Raw genomic sequence first — 16,067 nt, 5'->3', positions numbered from 1 at the left:
AATGGTTCCTTCACACCTGATTCCCGGTGTGAAGGGGGTATGGCGGATTGAACCAGTTAGACTGGTTCGCACCATTGCATGGTCCGTGTTCGGGTCACACGCGAAAGCGGGTGACACCGAACGTCGTTGGCTCACATCAGATCCCGTCTTACGGCGGACCGCAGGGACGGGGTCCTCATCTCTTCGGATCTAACAGTACCGCCGGGTTTCTATTAAACCCGTCGAACGAGTTGCGTCGAGGTATGGGGTCACACGCCGTACTGACGGGGAGACACCCGCGGACGCGAGCCGAATCGAGAGCGGGTGGGCGGCGTGCGTGGTCGCCGATCGGCCGGCCTCGTCTTGCAGTATCAGTATCGATATCGACGGCCGGCCGATTTCGCCGAGGAATAGGGGTATCCAGTATACTTTTGACGAGGGGAATCAAAGCAGATATCCACGAATGGAGGGGGAGGAGCTGATCACGATCCTCGGGAACAAGTACAATACGGAGATTCTGAGCGCCGCCGGCGAGCCCAAGTCCGCGAAAGAGTTCAGCGAGCAGCTCGACGTCCCCATCGCAACGTGCTACCGGCGCATCGACGAGTTGGAAGAGGCCGAACTGCTGGAACTTCACGACCGAACGCTCTCCGAGGACCGCCGGCGTGTGAAGGTGTATCGACGATGCGTCGACGAGATCGACCTGGACTTCCGGAGCGGACTGACCGTCGAGGTAACCGAACGGACCACGGTCAAAGACCGGCTTGACGACGTGTGGCGGCAGCTCTCTTCGGAGTCGGACTGAGTCAGAGTGAATCCTCGGACCGCCCCATCATCGAGAAGCCGCCGGCGCGGTCGTGGACCGTGATCCCCCCGTCGCCGATCTCCATCGGGAAGATGTCCGTGTCGATGGCCTGTTTCCGCATCTTCGCCACCCAGACGTATCGGTTGACCCCGGAGTCGGTGGGCGTCTGAATGAAGTAGATGTTGCCGTCCGTGAGGAAGTTCTCCAGCCCGACTTCGGTGTCCGGGAAGACGGCGCCCTGCTCGTTTATCAGCAGCGAGGTGAGGCCGTTCGACTTGAGGATGTCCGAGAACTTCAGCAGGGAAGTCCGTTGCTCGCGTTCGTTCTCGAAGAACAGCTGAAACATCGACAGCGAGTCGAGGACGAGGCGGTCGAAGGAGCCGTCCGCGACCGTCTCCAGCAGCTTATCGACCGCTTCCGAGAAGTCCTCCTCACGGAGCATCTCGCGTTTATCATGGATCACGATCTCCCCCGCGTCCACGAGGTCGGAGAATTCGTCGAACCCGACGGACGCGGCCGCTTCCTCGATGTCCGAAGCGTTCTCCTCGAAGGAGACGTAGACGCCGCGTTCGTCGTGTTCGGTCGCGCCCGCGTGGAGGTATTGTATACCGAAGATGCTCTTTCCGGTGCCCGGGTTTCCGGAGACGAGCACCGTCGAGCGTTTCGTGATGCCGCCGTTGAGGATCGCATCCAGCCCATCGACCCCCGTCGAGACGAGTTCACTCATCCGGTCACACGTGCGGGGGCAACGTACATAAGCCCATGCCGCGCCGGCCCTGGCGACGGTTCGGTCCCGGTCTTCGGCGGGACGGACCGGCCGTCCTCCTCAGCCGAGTTGCTCGCCCACGAGCTCGTCGGCCGCGGTGAGGAAGCCGCGACGTTCGCCGGTCGGGATGGTCGCGCCCGCCGCCACGTCGTGGCCGCCGCCGTCGCCGCCGACGGACCGGCTGGCCTTCCGCATCACCGTCGAGAGGTCGAGGCCCTGCCGAACGAGTCGGTGAGAACCACGGGCGGAGACCTTCAGCTCCTCGTCGTTCTTCTCCGCGAACGCCACGATGGGCTTGGAGCTATCGACGGCCGGCGACCCCACGGCCATGCCGGCGACGATGCCGACGATCGTCTCGCGGATGCGGGTGCCGGCGTCGAACCACTGGAGGTGGTCCTCGTGAGTGACGCCCTCCGTCTTCACCCATTGGAGCCCCTCGGAGAGGTTCCGGCGGTGGTTCCGGAGGAGTCTCCGGGCCTCCGCGAGCGCGTCGTCGCGATCACCCAGACACACCGCAAGCCCGACATCGCCCCGCTCGTAGCGAGCGGTGGCGTTGAGCAGCGTCGAGAACTCGCTCACGTCGCGGAGTTCGGTGCCGCGTTCCTCCCCGACCAGCGTGTAGGAGGTACCGATCAGGTCGTTGACGCGGTCGGCGGGGACGCCCGACGAGACCGCGCGCTGCATCAGCGCGGAGACGAGGGTGCGCCGCTCCTCATCGTCGAGGTCCACCCATCGTCGCCAGTCGCCCCCCTGCTTCAACTGCAGATCGAGCCCGGAGAGAAAGGAAATTGCGCCGGCCTCGTCGTTGGAGACGCCCGGGATCCCGGCGTCGGTGGAGTACTCGAGCAGTTTCGGGAGCGGGCGGGTCTGTCGGCCGTACAGCGCGAGGTCGGTGCGCGTCTCGAGCACGCCGGCCTCGACGGCCTCGGCGACGATCCCCTCGTTCGCGCCGGTAAGGCCGTCGTCGCCGTCCTGCATGTCGCCGACCGCGCCGACGACTGCGAGCGCAGCCAGGTCGCGGTTGTCGCCGCCGTCGGGTTCGAGCGCGCGGGCGAGCACGTAGCTCGCGCCCGCGCCGGACAGCTCCGAGGAGCCGTCGAGTCCGACGAGCAGCGGGTTGAGGTGGAACTCCGTCTCGGCATCGGCCGGCTGGTGATGGTCGGCAATGACGGGCGTGAAGTCGCCGGCCGCCTCGTGGGCGGCGATGACGTCGAGCTGTCCGGAGCCGAAGTCCGTGAACAGCACGGTGTCGTAATCGCGGGCCGCGATCCCCGCGACGGAGGCCTCGTCGAGCTGCTTCTCGAAGACGACCTCGTGGTCGATCCCGGCCCGCGCGAGCGCGCTCGTCGCGACCGCGGCGCTCGTGATCCCGTCCGCGTCGATGTGCGAGGCGAGCAGCACGCGGTCGGCCTCGCGGAGCCGCTCCGCGCAGGCGGCCGCGTCGGCGGCGAGTTCGGGAACCGGGGAACCGGCGACGGACATGGGCAGCAGTAGGTTCGTCACCGGAGATAAACCCACGCTTCGGCGGAGGCGAGGGATGGGCCGATCTCGTTCCGTCACCGCGGGCGGCAGGCGTTGCCGTAACTGACGGTTATAGACGTGTGGAGATATATGCGTACTACACATGACTAGAGGATTCAGGACCCGGAGCCTCCACGCCGGGACCGATCCGGATCCGTCCACGGGCGCGCGAGCGACGCCCATTCATCAGACGACGTCGTTCGTCTTCGAGGACGCGGACACGACCGCGGAGATGTACGCGTTGCGCGCGGACGGTCACATCTACTCGCGGCTCTCGAACCCCACGGTGAGGGCGCTGGAGGACCGGCTGACGGACCTGGAGGGCGGGTCGGGCGCTGTCGCGACGGGATCCGGAATGGCCGCCATCGACGCGATCACCACGGTGCTCGCCCGTGCGGGCGACAACGTGGTCGCTAGCTCGGAGATGTACGGCGGCACCTCGGCGTACCTCACCTCGATCGCGAGCCGGCGCGGTGTGGAGGCCCGGCTCGTCGATACCCTCGACTACGACGCCTACGAGGCGGCGATCGACGAGGACACCGCCTACGTCCACGTCGAGACGATCGCCAACCCCTCGCTCGTCACGCCGGATTTCGAACGTCTCGCGGAGATCGCCCACGACCACGCGGTCCCGCTGGTGGTCGACAACACCTTCGCCACGCCCTACCTCTGCCGTCCGGTCGAGCACGGCGCGGACGTCGTCTGGGAGTCGACGACGAAGTGGATCACCGGCAACGGAACGACCGTCGGCGGGATCGTCGTGGACGGGGGGACCTTCCCATGGGACCACCCCAAGGCCGACTACGACGAGCTGGCGGGCCAGTCGCCCGCGTTCCCCATCGACTTCACGGAGCAGTTCGGCGACGCCGCCTTCGCGAACGTCGCCCGGCAGCGCGGCGTGCGTCCCACGGGCGGCCAGCAGTCGCCGTTCGACGCGTGGCAGACGATCCAGGGGCTGAACACGCTCCCCCTGCGGATGGACCGCCACTGCGAGAACGCCCGGGAAGTCGCCGAGTTCCTGCGTTCGGACGATCGCGTCGACTGGGTCACCTACCCCGGGTTCGAGGACCACCCCACCCACGAGAACGCGAGCCGGTACCTGGAGGGCTACGGCGGCATGGTCACCTTCGGCGTCGACGCCGGCTACGAGGCGGCCAAGACGCTGTGTGAGTCGGTCGACCTGACGAGCTTCCTCGCGAACGTCGGCGACGCGAAGAGCCTGATCATCCATCCGGCCTCCACGACCCACGCGCAGATGACCGAGGAGGAGCAGGTCGCCGCCGGCGTCTACCCCGACATGCTCCGCCTCTCCGTGGGCATCGAGGATCCCGAGGACGTGATCGCCGACCTCGACGCCGGGCTCGCGGCCGGGGAGGGCCGGCGGGACTCATGAGCGCCCCGCACGCGGACCGCGGCGTCGCGGCGCTCGGCGAGTTCGAGTTCGCCTGCGGACAGTCGGTGCCGAACCTGCGGGTCGCCTACGAGACCTACGGCGAGTTCACCGGCGACAACGCGGTGCTGGTCTGTCACGCGCTCACCGGGAGCCAGAACGTCTCGCGCACGCCGAGCGCGGCCGGGCGCGGAGCGAACGAGGACGCGGACGCTGCAAACGGCACCGCGAGCGAAGACGGCGACGGCAAGGCCGGGCAGGCCCGCGCGTGGTGGGACGACGTGGTCGGCCCGGGGAAGGCCATCGACACGACCGAGTATTACGTGGTCTGTGCGAACGTCCCCGGGTCGTGTTACGGCTCCTCGGGACCCGCCAGCGAGCGTCCCGCGGACCTGGACCTGGGCGACGACGAGCCGGACCACGACCGGTGGGGGGCGCGGTTCCCGCCGGTGCAGGTCGAGGACTGGGCGCGCGCACAGCGGGAACTGCTCGACCACCTCGGCGTCGGGCGCCTGCACGCGGTCGTCGGCGGGAGCGTCGGCGGGATGAACGCCCTGGAGTGGGCCAAGCGCTACCCGGACGACGCCGACCACGTGGTGGCGCTGGCGGCCGCGGCCCGGCTCGACCCCCAGTCGCTCGCGCTGGAGGCCATCGCGCGCCGCGCCATCCGCGCGGACGAGGCGTGGAACGGCGGCGACTACTACGGCGAGGACCGGCCGGACCCCGACGACGGCCTCGCCATCGCCAGACAGATCGGTCACGTGATGTACCTCTCGAAGGCGTCGATGGCCCGGAAGTTCGGTCGTCGGTCCGCGGGCCGGGACTCCCTCTCGCGGGAGGAGGGCGGCCTCGGCCTGCCCGAGAACCCGGCCGCGACGTTCTTCCCCTACCGCGAACTGGAGTCGTACCTCGACTACAACGCGGCGGGGTTCGTGGAGCGTTTCGACGCGAACAGCTACCTCTACCTCACCAGAGCGATGGACGAGTACGACCTCGCGGCGGGGTACGGCTCCGACGCGGACGCGCTGGCAGCCTTCGAGGGCGAGGCCCTCCTGATCTCCTTCACCGGCGACTGGCACTTCACCGTCGGCCAGAGCGTGGAGGTCGCGGACGCCTTCCGCGCCTCGGACGTCCCGGTCGCGCACCACGTCGTCGACTCCGACCACGGCCACGACGCGTTCCTCGTCGAGCCGGAGTCCGTCGGCCCCCCGGTCGCGGACTTCCTCGAAGAGGGCGTCGAGGGGCGCTCCGTCACCGACGCCGCAGCGGCCGACGACCGCGAGGACGCCACGGACGAGAACCCTCACGCGCCGGTTCACTCCAGCCTGTTCGGCAGCCCGGACTGACCCACACGATACAGAACCCCCGCCGGCTGTCCCACATCCGGCGCGCGCGACCCCGACGCGCGCGAGGGAGGCGGCGGCGCGGCCGCCCTGCGGTGCGTTGCGGTTCCGCGGCCGCGCCGCCGCCGAGGCTGGGGAGGCGAGAGGCCACGCTCGCCCGACAGTCGGTGTAACGAATCACCGAGCAATCGGCCGCGGCGACAGAACGACCAACCGGGCCCTGGCGGACTGAAAGGGCGAGGCCGGTCGCGCCGAAGGGAGTCGCTGAGCAGCCCCTATCGACGCCGGCGTTGCGGAGAGCGTCGATATGCTGCTCAGCGATCGCGAGCGGCCGAGGGCTTTCTGGCTGTTGGCGGCGAGCGCAGCAGCGGGCTTGACTGATCGAGGAAAACCAGTGTATCGCGAGCGGTCGAGAGAAAATCGACGTCCAGCGACTCCCCTTACGCGATCTCGTCGTACTGCTCGGAGAGCTTCTCGGCGGCGTCGTCCATCAGGTCGCGCTCGTAGTCGTCGAGCTCCCACTCGACCACTTCCTCCACCCCGTTCTCTCCAAGCTTCGCGGGAACGCCGAAAGCGGTATCCTCGTAGCCGAACTCGCCGTCGAGCACGAGCGAGCAGGGGAGCACTTCGCCCGTGTCGCGGAGGATCGCCTCCACGGTGTGGGCGACGCCGGTCGCGGGCCCCCACTGGGTCGCGCCCTTGCGCTCGATGACGTCCATCGCGGACTCCTGGAGGTCCGCGAGGATCGCCTCGCGCTCGTCCGCGTCGAACGTCGGGTCGCGGCCGTCGACGCGCACCTTCGAGAACATCGGCACCTGCGCGTCGCCGTGCTCGCCGAGGATCGTCGCCTCGACGTTCCTGACGGGCGCGTCGAAGCGCTCGGAGAGGACGTACCGGAACCGCGCGGAGTCGAGGCGGCCACCGAACCCGACGACTTGATGCCGGTCGCGGTCGCCCGCCTCGTAGAGGTGGCGGTTGAGCAGGTCGACGGGGTTCGAGGTGGTGACCGTCACGAAGTCGTCGTTGTGCTCGGCGAGCTGCGAGCCGATGTCCTCCATGATCGGGGCGTTGTCGCCCGCCAGATCGATCCGGGTCTGTCCGGGCTGGCGGGGGATGCCGGCGGTGATCACGACCACGTCCGAGCCGGCGGTGTCCGCGTACTCGCCCTGCCGGACGGTCGTGTTCGAGTCGTAGGCGATCCCGTGATTGGCGTCCGCGGCCTGTCCGATCGTCGTCTCGCGCTGGTCGGGGATGTCCACGAGCACGAGCTCGTCCGCCACGTCCCGGAGCGCGAGGTTGTACGCGGTCGCTGCTCCCACCGTGCCGGCGGCGCCGACGACGCTCACTTTCGTCATACGCGTGAAACGTGGCGCGCCGGGCGTGTAACCGTTTCGCCGCCGCGCCGTACGGTGCCGCCGTCGCTCTCCCGCGCCTACGCCGTCGCCGCCTCGATCGCCGCGTCGAGGTCCGCGAGGATGTCCTCCGGGTCCTCGATCCCGACCGAGAGCCGAACCATGTCGTCGGTGACGCCCGCGGCCTCGAGTTCTTCGTCGGTGAGCTGCTGGTGGGTCGTCGACGCCGGGTGGATGATCAGCGTCTTCGCGTCGCCGACGTTCGCCAGGAGCGAGGCGAGCTCCGCGTTCTCGACGGTCGCCTTCGCCGCGTCGTAGCCCGCCTCCAGCCCGAAGGTGATCATCCCGCCGTAGCCACCCTCGAGGTACTCGCTCGCCGCCTCGTGGGTCTCGTGGTCGGAGAGGCCGGGGTAGTTCACCCACGAGACGCCCTCGTGGTCCGCGAGGAACTCCGCGACGATTTCGGCGTTCTCGCAGTGGCGGTCCATCCGCAGGGGGAGCGTGTTGAGCCCCTGGATCGTCTGCCACGCGTCGAACGGCGACTGCTGGTTCCCCAGGTCGCGGAGCCCGCGGGCGACCGCGGCGTAGGTGAACGCGGCGTCGCCGAACCGCTCCGCGAAGTTGACGCCGTGGTAGGCCGGATTTTCCGCGGCGATCTCCGGGTAGTCGTCCGCGTGCTCGGTCCAGGGGAACGAGCCGCCGTCGACGAGGACCCCGCCGATGGTGGTCCCGTTGCCGGTGAGCCACTTGGTCGTCGACTCCCAGACGAGGTCCGCGCCGTGCTCGAGGGGGCGACAGAGCGCGGGCGTCGCGAACGTGTTGTCCACGAGCAGCGGGGCGCCGTGCTCGTGGGCCACGTCCGCGATCGCCTCGATGTCGGGCGTGACGAGGGCCGGGTTGCCGATCGTCTCCAGGTGGACGTAGGCGGTGTCCTCGTCGATGGCGTCCGCGTACGCCTCGACGTCGAGCGTGTCGACGAACCGCGTCGTGACCCCGCGGCGCTCGACGGAATGGGTGAGGTAGGTGTAGGTCCCGCCGTACAGCGACGACGCGGAGACGATGTTGTCGCCCGCCGAGGCCAGGAGGAACGTCGCGAGGTTGAGCGCGGCCATCCCCGAACTCGTCGCGACCGCGCCGACCCCACCCTCCAGCGAGGCGATCCGCTCCTCTAAGACGCTGTTCGTCGGGTTCATGATCCGCGAGTAGATGTTGCCCGGCTCCTCCAGCGCGAACAGCCGCGCCGCGTGGTCGGCGTCGTCGAACGCGTAAGAGGTCGTCTGGTGGATCGGCGTCGCCCGCGACCCGGTCGTCGGGTCGGGCTCGGCGCCGGCGTGCAGGCTGCGCGTCGCGAACCGCTGGCTGTCGTCTGCCATGCCTCCCGCATGGGTCGCACGGGTCCTAAAGGCGCGCTCGCCGCCATTCCCTGCCGGTGGCGCGGAGATCGCCGAACCGGTTCGGTCGTGATCGGAGGCGGCGGCGACGGACCGCGGACCGGGCGTTCGGTCCGCTTAAACGCCTCACGCGCGTACGGAGGGATCAATGACCGAGTCCCGCGAATTCTGTCCCCGCTGTGGCGACGCCGTCCCGGAGCGCGCGGAGCCGCTCCCCGGCGCGCCCCGCGAGCGGGACGCGACGCTCTGTGACGACTGCTACTTCGACGACTTCGAGCTCGTCGACGCCCCCGACCGGCTGGAGGTGCTGGTCTGTTCCGGCTGCGGCGCGGTCCACCGCGGCAACACGTGGGTCGACGTGGACGCCCGCGACTACACCGACGTGGCCGTCGAGGAGACCGCCGAGGCGCTCGGCGTCCACCTGAAGGCCCGCGAAGTGGAGTGGGGCGTCGAACCCGAGCAGGTCGACCAGAACAACATCCGAATGCACTGCCACTTCTCGGGGATCGTCCGCGGCGAGCTCCGCGAGGCGGACGTGACGGTCCCGGTGAAGATCTCGCGCGGCACCTGCGACCGCTGCGGGCGCATCGCGGGCGGCTACTACGCGGGCATCGTGCAGGTCCGTGCGGACGAGCGCGAGCTCACCCCCGAGGAGCGCGCCGAGGCTATCGAGATCGCGGAGTCGTACGTCGCCGACCAGGAGGGCGACGGCGACCGCGAGGCGTTCATCACGGAGATCAAGGAGACCGACGAGGGGCCGAACATCAAGGTCTCGACCAACCGCATCGGCCAGAACGTCGCCTCGCGGATCACCGACGCGCTGGGCGGCTCCTTCGAGTCGTACCCCACGCTCGTCACCGAGGACGGCGACGGCAACGAGGTGTACCGCGTCACGTTCGCGGTCCGCCTCCCCCGGTTCGCGCCCGGCGAGATCGTCGACCCGGACGACGGCGACGGGCCGGTGCTCGTCACCGGCGTCTCGGGCCGACTGAAGGGGATCCGGCTCGACTCCGGCGAGCCCTACGAGTCGGCGTTCGACGAGGGCGAGGCGCCCGAGGCCGACCGCCTGGGCGAGCGCACGGACGCCGCGGAGACGACCGTCGTGACCGTCGAGGACGAGAACGCGGTCCAGGTGCTCGACCCCGAGACCTACGAGGCGCGGACGGTCGCGAACCCCGAGTTCGTCGACGAGGACGCCGACACCGTGCGGGCGTTCAAGACGCGCGCCGGCGAGCTTCACCTCGTTCCCGAAGACTCCGAGGAGTAGTCCCGGAAACGCAGGGCGGCTTTTCTGCGGCGGCAGCGCTCCGCGACCGGAAAAGAAAAAAAATCGAAGCCGTGCCGCCGATCCCGAGCCGGTCCTCCCAAACCTCGCGTCGGGGAACTGTCGGCGGATCCTCTGTCGGCGGATCCTCTGTCGGCGGATCCTCTGTCGGCGGTACCTCAGTCGGCGCTGGCGGGCGAGGTGTCGCCGCCCAGCGCGCGGGCGCGTTCGGACTCGGCGACCTCGATGCCGTGCTGCTCCAGTTGTTCCACGAACTCCGCCTCCGAGAGGCCCGCCTGCGCGGCCGCCTGCGAGAGCGTCAGCGTTCGCGCCCCGTACAGCGTCATCGCGCTCGACAGCCCGTGTGATGCCATACTCACCGGTCGAACGTGAGGGAACATGAAGGTTACTATCCCCTTGAGGGGGTTCAAACACCTATTACGATAATAGGTGACAGACAAGAACGGCGGGCCCGTTGGCTCGGGTATAAGGTCGCGGTCGGGGGCACGACACAGGAGTTATGCGTCTCCTCGGCGGTAGGTCGCGCATGGACAGACAGCAGATCATCGCGCTGTTCTTCGCGTTCCTGATGGTCAGTTCGATGGTCGCGTGGGGCGTCTCGGTGCTGTAGCGGCGGGTCCCGCGACGGCGGCCGGTCGCGGACGGGCAAGAGCACCCCCTCGACTCCCACCGGATCGAGCGGCGTGATAGTGAAACCGGACTTCCCTCCCTAGCGCGATTCGCGGCGTCGACCTCCCATTTTCACTTCCGCCCCGCGTCCGGGGAACGGTTAAGTGCGCGGCCGGACGTGGTGTAGGTGATGACCGGCGACCCCGACGACGGGATGCTCTCGTGGGACGAGTCCGTCTTCCGCGACGAGCACGTCTTCGAGATCGACTACATCCCGGAGACGTTCAAACACCGCGAGAGCCAGCTGGAGAGCCTCAAGTACGCGCTCCGGCCGGCCGTCCGCGGGTCGCGTCCGCTCAACACGATGGTCCGCGGTCCCCCCGGGACGGGGAAGACGACCGCCGTGCAGAAGCTGTTCGGCGAGTTGAGCGCCCAGACCGACGTGCGAACCGTCCGCGTCAACTGCCAGGTCGACTCGACGCGCTACGCCGTCTTCTCGCGGCTGTTCGAGAGCGTCTTCGACTACGAGCCGCCCTCCTCGGGCATCTCCTTCAAGAAGCTGTTCGGACAGATAACCGACCGCCTCGTGGAGGACGACGAGGTGCTCGTGGTGGCGCTCGACGACGTGAACTACCTGTTCTACGAGAACGAGGCCTCCGACACGCTCTACTCGCTGCTGCGAGCCCACGAGGCGCACTCGGGCGCGCGCATCGGCGTCATCGTCGTCTCCTCGGACCTCTCGCTCGACGTGATCGAGGAGCTCGACTCCCGCGTCCAGTCGGTGTTCCGGCCCGAGGAGGTGTACTTCCCGGTGTACGACACGACCGAGATCTACGACATCCTCCGCGAGCGCGCCGACCGCGGCTTCCACGAGGGCGTCATCGACCGCCCCGAACTGGAGCGCGTCGCGGATCTCACCGCCGAGAGCGGCGACCTCCGGGTCGGGATCGACCTCCTGCGCCGCGCCGGTCTCAACGCGGAGATGCGCGCCTCCCGGACCGTCGCCGAGGAGGACGTGGAAGGGGCCTACGAAAAGTCGAAGTTCGTCCACCTCTCGCGGTCGCTTCGGGGGCTCTCCGACTCCGAGCGCGCGCTCGTGGAGACGCTCGCGGAACACGACGGGAAACGCGCCGGCGAGGTGTACGAGGCGTTCCACGAGGCGACGGACCTGGGCTACACGCGCTACTCCGAGATCATCAACAAGCTCGACCAGCTCGGCGTCATCGAGGCCGAGTACGCCGAGGTCGAGGGTCGCGGCCGCTCCCGCGAGCTCTCTCTGGCGTACGACCCTGACGCCGTCCTCGACCGCCTACGCTGAGTCGCGGTCGGCGGGAACCGCCCGCCGCTCGCACACCGCTCGCCCGCCGCCCTTTTTGAACCCCGACGCCGTCCGCGGACGTATGAAGACCACCGGCGGCACCGAGACGCAGAAGCGCCGCGCCGGCGAATCGGCCGCGGAGCAGGTCCGGGACGGCACCGTCGTCGGCCTCGGAACCGGCTCGACGGCGGCCCACGCCATCCGCGCCATCGGCCGACAGGTCGACGCCGGTCTCGACGTGCGAGGTGTCCCGACCTCCTTCGCGGCCCGCGAGCTAGCGCGCGAGTGCGGAATCCCCCTGCTCGACCTGGACGAGGCGGTCGGCCCGGACGCGCCCGGCATCGACCTCGCCATCGACGGCGCCGATCAGGTGGCGTTCGCGGCGGCCGCGTCCGGCGATGGAGGGGCCGGCGGCGGCGAGCCCGACGCCCCGGCGCTGATCAAGGGCGGCGGCGCGGCCCACGCCCGCGAGAAGTTGGTCGACGCCGCGGCCGACCGCCTACTGATCGTCGCGGACCCCTCGAAGACGGCGGAGACGCTCGACCGGTCGGTCCCGATCGAGGTGCTTCCGGCCGCGCGGACGACCGTCGCGGCCGCGGTCCGAGCGGCGGGCGGCGAGCCCGAACTCCGGGCCGCCGAGCGCAAGGACGGCCCCGTGGTGACGGACAACGGCAACCTCGTGCTCGACTGCGAATTCGGCGAGATCGCGGCACCGGACGACCTCGCGACGACGCTGTCCCGCACCCCCGGCGTCGTCGACCACGGCCTGTTCGTCGGCCTCGCGGACGAGGTCCACGTCGGCACCGACGAGGGCGTCGACGTCCGCCGATACGTGCGAGACTGACCGGCTACAGTGCGGTGCTGTGCGATCGCGGTGCAGTCGGCGCGCGCCGCGGCGACCGCGCAGCGTGTCGCCGCGACCGCGCGAGGTCGAGCCGACTGGGGCTTTCTGGGTGGTGCCGGCCAGAGCAGCAGGATCAGCAACAGCACCATTTCTGTACGAGAAAGAGCCAGCAGATACGGAACGGACTCGCGCTTCTAAAACTCGCCCAGATCCGAATCGTTCCACTCACCACATCGCCCCGACACGCCAGTCACAGCCCGAGTTTGCGGCGGATCGACTCCAGAACGCCGGGTTCGTCGTCCTCACTCGCGTCGGGGTCGGGAACCACGCGGTCGTGGGGGTAGATCCGGAGCCGGGAGTCGCCCTGCTCGACCGTGATCAGTCGGTCCTCCTTCAGCGCGCTCAGCGCCTCCTCGACCCGGTCGATGTCGGCGTCGACCGCGGCCCGGAGCTCGAACACCGTCATGCCCTCCTCGCCGCGGTCGACCAGCGCGTCGAGGAGCGCGACCTCGACGTCCGGCCGGTCCCGGAATTCCGCCTTCGCAGCCATGGTCCGGGTATCGGCGCGACGGGGTTTACGTGTACCGGCGGGAACACGCCGCGATGCCGCCGACCGCGAACGCAGCGAGGCGGAACTGGTCGCCTCGCCCGCCGACTCCCCGGCCTCCGTCTCCGTACCGCTCGGTTTCACTTCCGTTTTCGGGCACGGCTTTAAACCCCCACGGGACGACGTGACACGCATGAGTCAGGCGACGTTCGACGACGACGACCTGTTCGGCGAGGCGGCCGCGGAGGTCCGCGACGAGGTCGAGGCTCACCTCGCGGACGCCCGCGCGGAGCTCCCCGACGCGGACGAGGTGTGGGAGACCGACGCGGACAACACGCTCGGCGTGCTCAACGGCCTGAAGTCCGCCCTCGACGTGGGCGAGGCGGCCGAGCACGTCCGGCAGGCCAGGAAGAGCTACGTCCTCGGAGAGCGCGCGGACGCCTTCGAGGACGCCGACGACCTCGGCGCCGAGATCGACGCGCTCTCCGAGCTGATCGCGGACATCGAGGAGGCCGCGGACGCAGTCGGCGAGTTGGCGGGGACCGTCCCCGAGCTCCGCGGCGCGCTGGACGACGCCGCGGCGGCCGCCGAAAGCGAGGACGCGGACGAAGACGAAGACGACGAGTCGGACGACTGACCGCCGTCCCGCGCTCCAGCTCCGCGACTACCGCTCAGCGACCGCCGCCGCCAGCTCCGCGAGCGCCTCGCTCGCGAGGCTCGAGAGCTCCTCCCCGCGCTCGACGTCTCCCTCCCGCGGGTCGCCCACCACGCCGTTCTCCGTGAACTCGTCGCTGTCGTGCGCGAGGTTGACCCCTGAGACCCACTCGCCCCAGCGGGCCGACCCCTCCTCGGCCGCGTCCGCGACGCGCTCCTCGCGCACGAGGTCGGGGTGTGTCGCGCGCAGGAGCGCGGTCTCCAGCGGACCGGCGTGGCCCATGTCGCTCGCGTGTTCGCCGACCGCCTCGAACCAGGTGAACGCGACCGCGTAGCCCGGGTGGTCGTCGCGCGAGAAGCGCCGCGCGACCTCCGCGAGCGCCTCCACGTTGCCGCCGTGCCCGTTGACGAGCACGACGCGGTCGACGCCGTGGTGGACCAGCGACTCCGCGGTCTCGCGCACGTACGCGCGAAACGTGTTCGGACTGACCCACAGCGTGCCGTCGAACGCGCGGTGCTCCTCGGCGACGCCGACCGCGACCGGCGGACAGACGAGCGCCTCTCCCCGATCTCGACCCGAAGAAAAGGCGTCCGCGGCCGCCTCCGCCACGGAGACGGCGTTCAGTGTGTCCGTCCCGAGCGGCGCGTGCGGGCCGTGCTGTTCGGTGCTGCCGACCGGGAGGAACGCCACGTCGACGTCGGCGTCGCGGGCGTCCGTCCAGGTCGCGTCCGCGAGGTTCATGCCCTCCCTGCGCGGGCCGGCGAGTTAAAAGGCGGCAGTCGAGAAGCGCTCCGCGGAACGAACGGCAGACTCCGCGCGGCGATGAGGTCAGAGACAGCTGCGGTGGCGCGCGCGAGAAACGCGCGCGAGGGAGCCCGCAGTCGCGGTCGCGCAAGCGGTGCCGTGCGGTCGCGCGACCGCGACTGCGGCGAGGCTGGGGAGGCGTGAGGCTGCGGTGCGGTTGCGGAGCGGTTGCGGTGCTGTGCGGGGTGGGACTGAAAGGGGCAGCCGGCTCGATCCGGCCCCGGCGCCGCAAGCACCGCAGCGGGCTGTGCGGAGAGCGAGGAGCGCAGCGCGTGTCGCGGCCGGTCGAGCCGGCTGGGGCTTTCTGGATGTTGCTGTCCAGATCAGCAGAGTTTGCGACAGAAACATCGTACGGAGAGCCGGCTGGGGCTTTCTGGGTGTTGCTGTTCAGAGTAGCAGGATCTGCACCAGAACCAGATCAACAGTACGGAGAACCGACTTGGGCTTTCTGAACGTTGCTGTCCAGATCAACACGAACGACAGCAGAGACAGAAAAGGCGCCGTACAGAGGAACAAAAGGGGCGTCCGCGGCGGTCGTCTATCAGTCGTCGTCCGTCTCCGCGTCGACCTCGGCGGTCCGCTTCGCGGCGCGCTCGATGAACTCCTCGGGGAGCTGGTCGATCTCGCCGGCCTGCACGCCCCAGAGGTGCGCGTAGAGGCCGTCATCGTCGATGAGGTCGTCGTGGGTACCGCGCTCGACGATACGGCCGTCCTCCAGCACGAGGATGGTGTCGGCGTCCTTGATCGTCGAGAGGCGGTGCGCGATGGCGAAGGTGGTGCGGTCCTCGGTGAGCCGGTCCAGCGAGCGCTGGATCAGCATCTCCGTCTCCGTGTCCACGTCGGAGGTCGCCTCGTCGAGCACGAGGATGTCGGGGTCCTTCAGCACCGCGCGCGCGATGGTGATGCGCTGGCGCTGCCCGCCCGAGAGCTTCACGCCGCGCTCGCCGACCATCGTGTCGTAGCCGTCCGGCAGGTTCTGGATGAACTCGTGGGCCTCCGCGGCCTTGGCTGCCTCCACGACCGACTCGTGGTCCGCCTCGAAGCTCCCGTAGGTGATGTTCTCGCGGACGGTGCCGTAGAACAGGTACGACGACTGGCCGACGTAGCCGACCGACCGCCGGAGCGAAGGCAGGGTCACCTCGCGCACGTCCTGCCCGTCGATGCGGACCGCGCCATCGTCCACGTCGTACATCCGGAGGAGGAGCTTCAGGACGGTCGACTTGCCGGCGCCGGTGGGGCCGACGAGCGCGAGCGTCTCGCCGCCCGGAACCGTGAAGTCCACGTCCTCGATGATCGGCTCGTCGCCGTAGCCGAAGGTGACGTCGTCGTACTCGACCTCGCCCTCGGTGACCTCGAGCTCCGCGGCGTTGCGGTCCTGTTCGAGCTTCGAGGGCTCGTCCATCAGGCCGAAGATGCGCGCGGAGGAGGCGCGGGCGCGCTGGTACATGTTGATGATCT

Annotated in this window: 15 protein-coding genes; 7 read left to right on the top strand and 8 right to left on the bottom strand. The window is 69.4% G+C overall.

Features of this window, described 5'->3' with window-relative positions; genetic code table 11:
- Positions 1–442 precede the first annotated feature (442 nt).
- Entirely contained in the window at positions 443–784 is a 342-nt protein-coding gene (locus tag AN233_RS14375) for a helix-turn-helix domain-containing protein (RefSeq protein WP_058367462.1), read from the top strand.
- A gap of 1 nt (position 785) precedes the next feature.
- On the opposite strand, the gene AN233_RS14370 is transcribed toward AN233_RS14375, so the two are convergent.
- The gene (locus AN233_RS14370; protein WP_058367461.1) at positions 786–1,511 is read right to left on the bottom strand and encodes an RAD55 family ATPase; all 726 of its coding nucleotides are present in this window, start codon (positions 1,509–1,511) and stop codon (positions 786–788) included.
- A 99-nt stretch (positions 1,512–1,610) separates the two neighbouring features.
- Positions 1,611–3,032, bottom strand: a complete 1,422-nt coding sequence (locus tag AN233_RS14365) for a single-stranded-DNA-specific exonuclease RecJ (RefSeq protein ID WP_058367460.1) — start codon at positions 3,030–3,032, stop codon at positions 1,611–1,613.
- Positions 3,033–3,174: 142 nt separating this feature from the next.
- Here AN233_RS14365 and AN233_RS14360 point away from each other — a divergent pair, with 142 nt between their 5' ends.
- Positions 3,175–4,464, top strand: coding sequence for an O-acetylhomoserine aminocarboxypropyltransferase/cysteine synthase family protein (locus AN233_RS14360; RefSeq protein WP_058367459.1), 1,290 nt, complete (start codon positions 3,175–3,177; stop codon positions 4,462–4,464).
- Complete coding sequence (gene metX, locus AN233_RS14355; RefSeq protein WP_058367458.1) at positions 4,461–5,807, top strand: homoserine O-acetyltransferase MetX; 1,347 nt, start codon at positions 4,461–4,463, stop codon at positions 5,805–5,807. The genes AN233_RS14360 and metX overlap by 4 nt, the downstream gene beginning before the upstream one ends.
- A 437-nt stretch (positions 5,808–6,244) precedes the next feature.
- Here metX and mdh read toward each other — a convergent pair whose 3' ends face one another.
- Positions 6,245–7,159, bottom strand: coding sequence for a malate dehydrogenase (gene mdh, locus AN233_RS14350; RefSeq protein ID WP_058367457.1), 915 nt, complete (start codon positions 7,157–7,159; stop codon positions 6,245–6,247).
- Between the two features lie 77 nt (positions 7,160–7,236).
- The gene (locus AN233_RS14345) at positions 7,237–8,529 is read right to left on the bottom strand and encodes an O-acetylhomoserine aminocarboxypropyltransferase/cysteine synthase family protein (protein WP_058367456.1); all 1,293 of its coding nucleotides are present in this window, start codon (positions 8,527–8,529) and stop codon (positions 7,237–7,239) included.
- A gap of 166 nt (positions 8,530–8,695) precedes the next feature.
- Here AN233_RS14345 and AN233_RS14340 point away from each other — a divergent pair, with 166 nt between their 5' ends.
- Positions 8,696–9,814, top strand: a complete 1,119-nt coding sequence (locus AN233_RS14340; RefSeq protein WP_058367455.1) for a 60S ribosomal export protein NMD3 — start codon at positions 8,696–8,698, stop codon at positions 9,812–9,814.
- Positions 9,815–9,990: 176 nt separating this feature from the next.
- Here the strand turns inward: AN233_RS14340 and AN233_RS14335 are convergent, their stop codons facing one another.
- A complete protein-coding gene (locus AN233_RS14335; RefSeq protein WP_058367454.1) occupies positions 9,991–10,185 on the bottom strand; it encodes a UPF0175 family protein in 195 nt (64 codons plus the stop codon).
- Positions 10,186–10,631: 446 nt separating this feature from the next.
- Between AN233_RS14335 and AN233_RS14330 the strand changes: the two genes are divergently transcribed.
- Together AN233_RS14330 and rpiA are read left to right on the top strand one after the other, a co-directional pair.
- Complete coding sequence (locus AN233_RS14330; RefSeq protein WP_058367453.1) at positions 10,632–11,759, top strand: ORC1-type DNA replication protein; 1,128 nt, start codon at positions 10,632–10,634, stop codon at positions 11,757–11,759.
- Positions 11,760–11,841: 82 nt separating this feature from the next.
- Positions 11,842–12,603: a ribose-5-phosphate isomerase RpiA gene (gene rpiA / locus AN233_RS14325; RefSeq protein WP_058367452.1), complete on the top strand. Its 762-nt coding sequence runs from the start codon at positions 11,842–11,844 to the stop codon at positions 12,601–12,603.
- A gap of 250 nt (positions 12,604–12,853) precedes the next feature.
- Here rpiA and AN233_RS14320 read toward each other — a convergent pair whose 3' ends face one another.
- Positions 12,854–13,153, bottom strand: coding sequence for a DUF6432 family protein (locus AN233_RS14320; protein WP_058367451.1), 300 nt, complete (start codon positions 13,151–13,153; stop codon positions 12,854–12,856).
- A 190-nt stretch (positions 13,154–13,343) separates the two neighbouring features.
- Between AN233_RS14320 and AN233_RS14315 the strand changes: the two genes are divergently transcribed.
- Positions 13,344–13,787: a DUF5790 family protein gene (locus AN233_RS14315; protein WP_058367450.1), complete on the top strand. Its 444-nt coding sequence runs from the start codon at positions 13,344–13,346 to the stop codon at positions 13,785–13,787.
- 27 nt (positions 13,788–13,814) lie between these two features.
- On the opposite strand, the gene AN233_RS14310 is transcribed toward AN233_RS14315, so the two are convergent.
- Both AN233_RS14310 and AN233_RS18165 read right to left on the bottom strand, forming a co-directional pair.
- The gene (locus AN233_RS14310) at positions 13,815–14,546 is read right to left on the bottom strand and encodes a creatininase family protein (RefSeq protein WP_058367449.1); all 732 of its coding nucleotides are present in this window, start codon (positions 14,544–14,546) and stop codon (positions 13,815–13,817) included.
- Positions 14,547–15,150: 604 nt separating this feature from the next.
- A partial coding sequence (locus AN233_RS18165; RefSeq protein ID WP_245626086.1) for an ABC transporter ATP-binding protein occupies positions 15,151–16,067 on the bottom strand: 917 nt, incomplete at its 5' end.

This window comes from Haloparvum sedimenti (genome assembly GCF_001462205.1).
Taxonomy (GTDB): domain Archaea; phylum Halobacteriota; class Halobacteria; order Halobacteriales; family Haloferacaceae; genus Haloparvum; species Haloparvum sedimenti.
The sequence above is the reverse complement of the archived record's forward strand: the minus strand, read 5'-3'. Positions and strand labels throughout refer to the sequence as shown.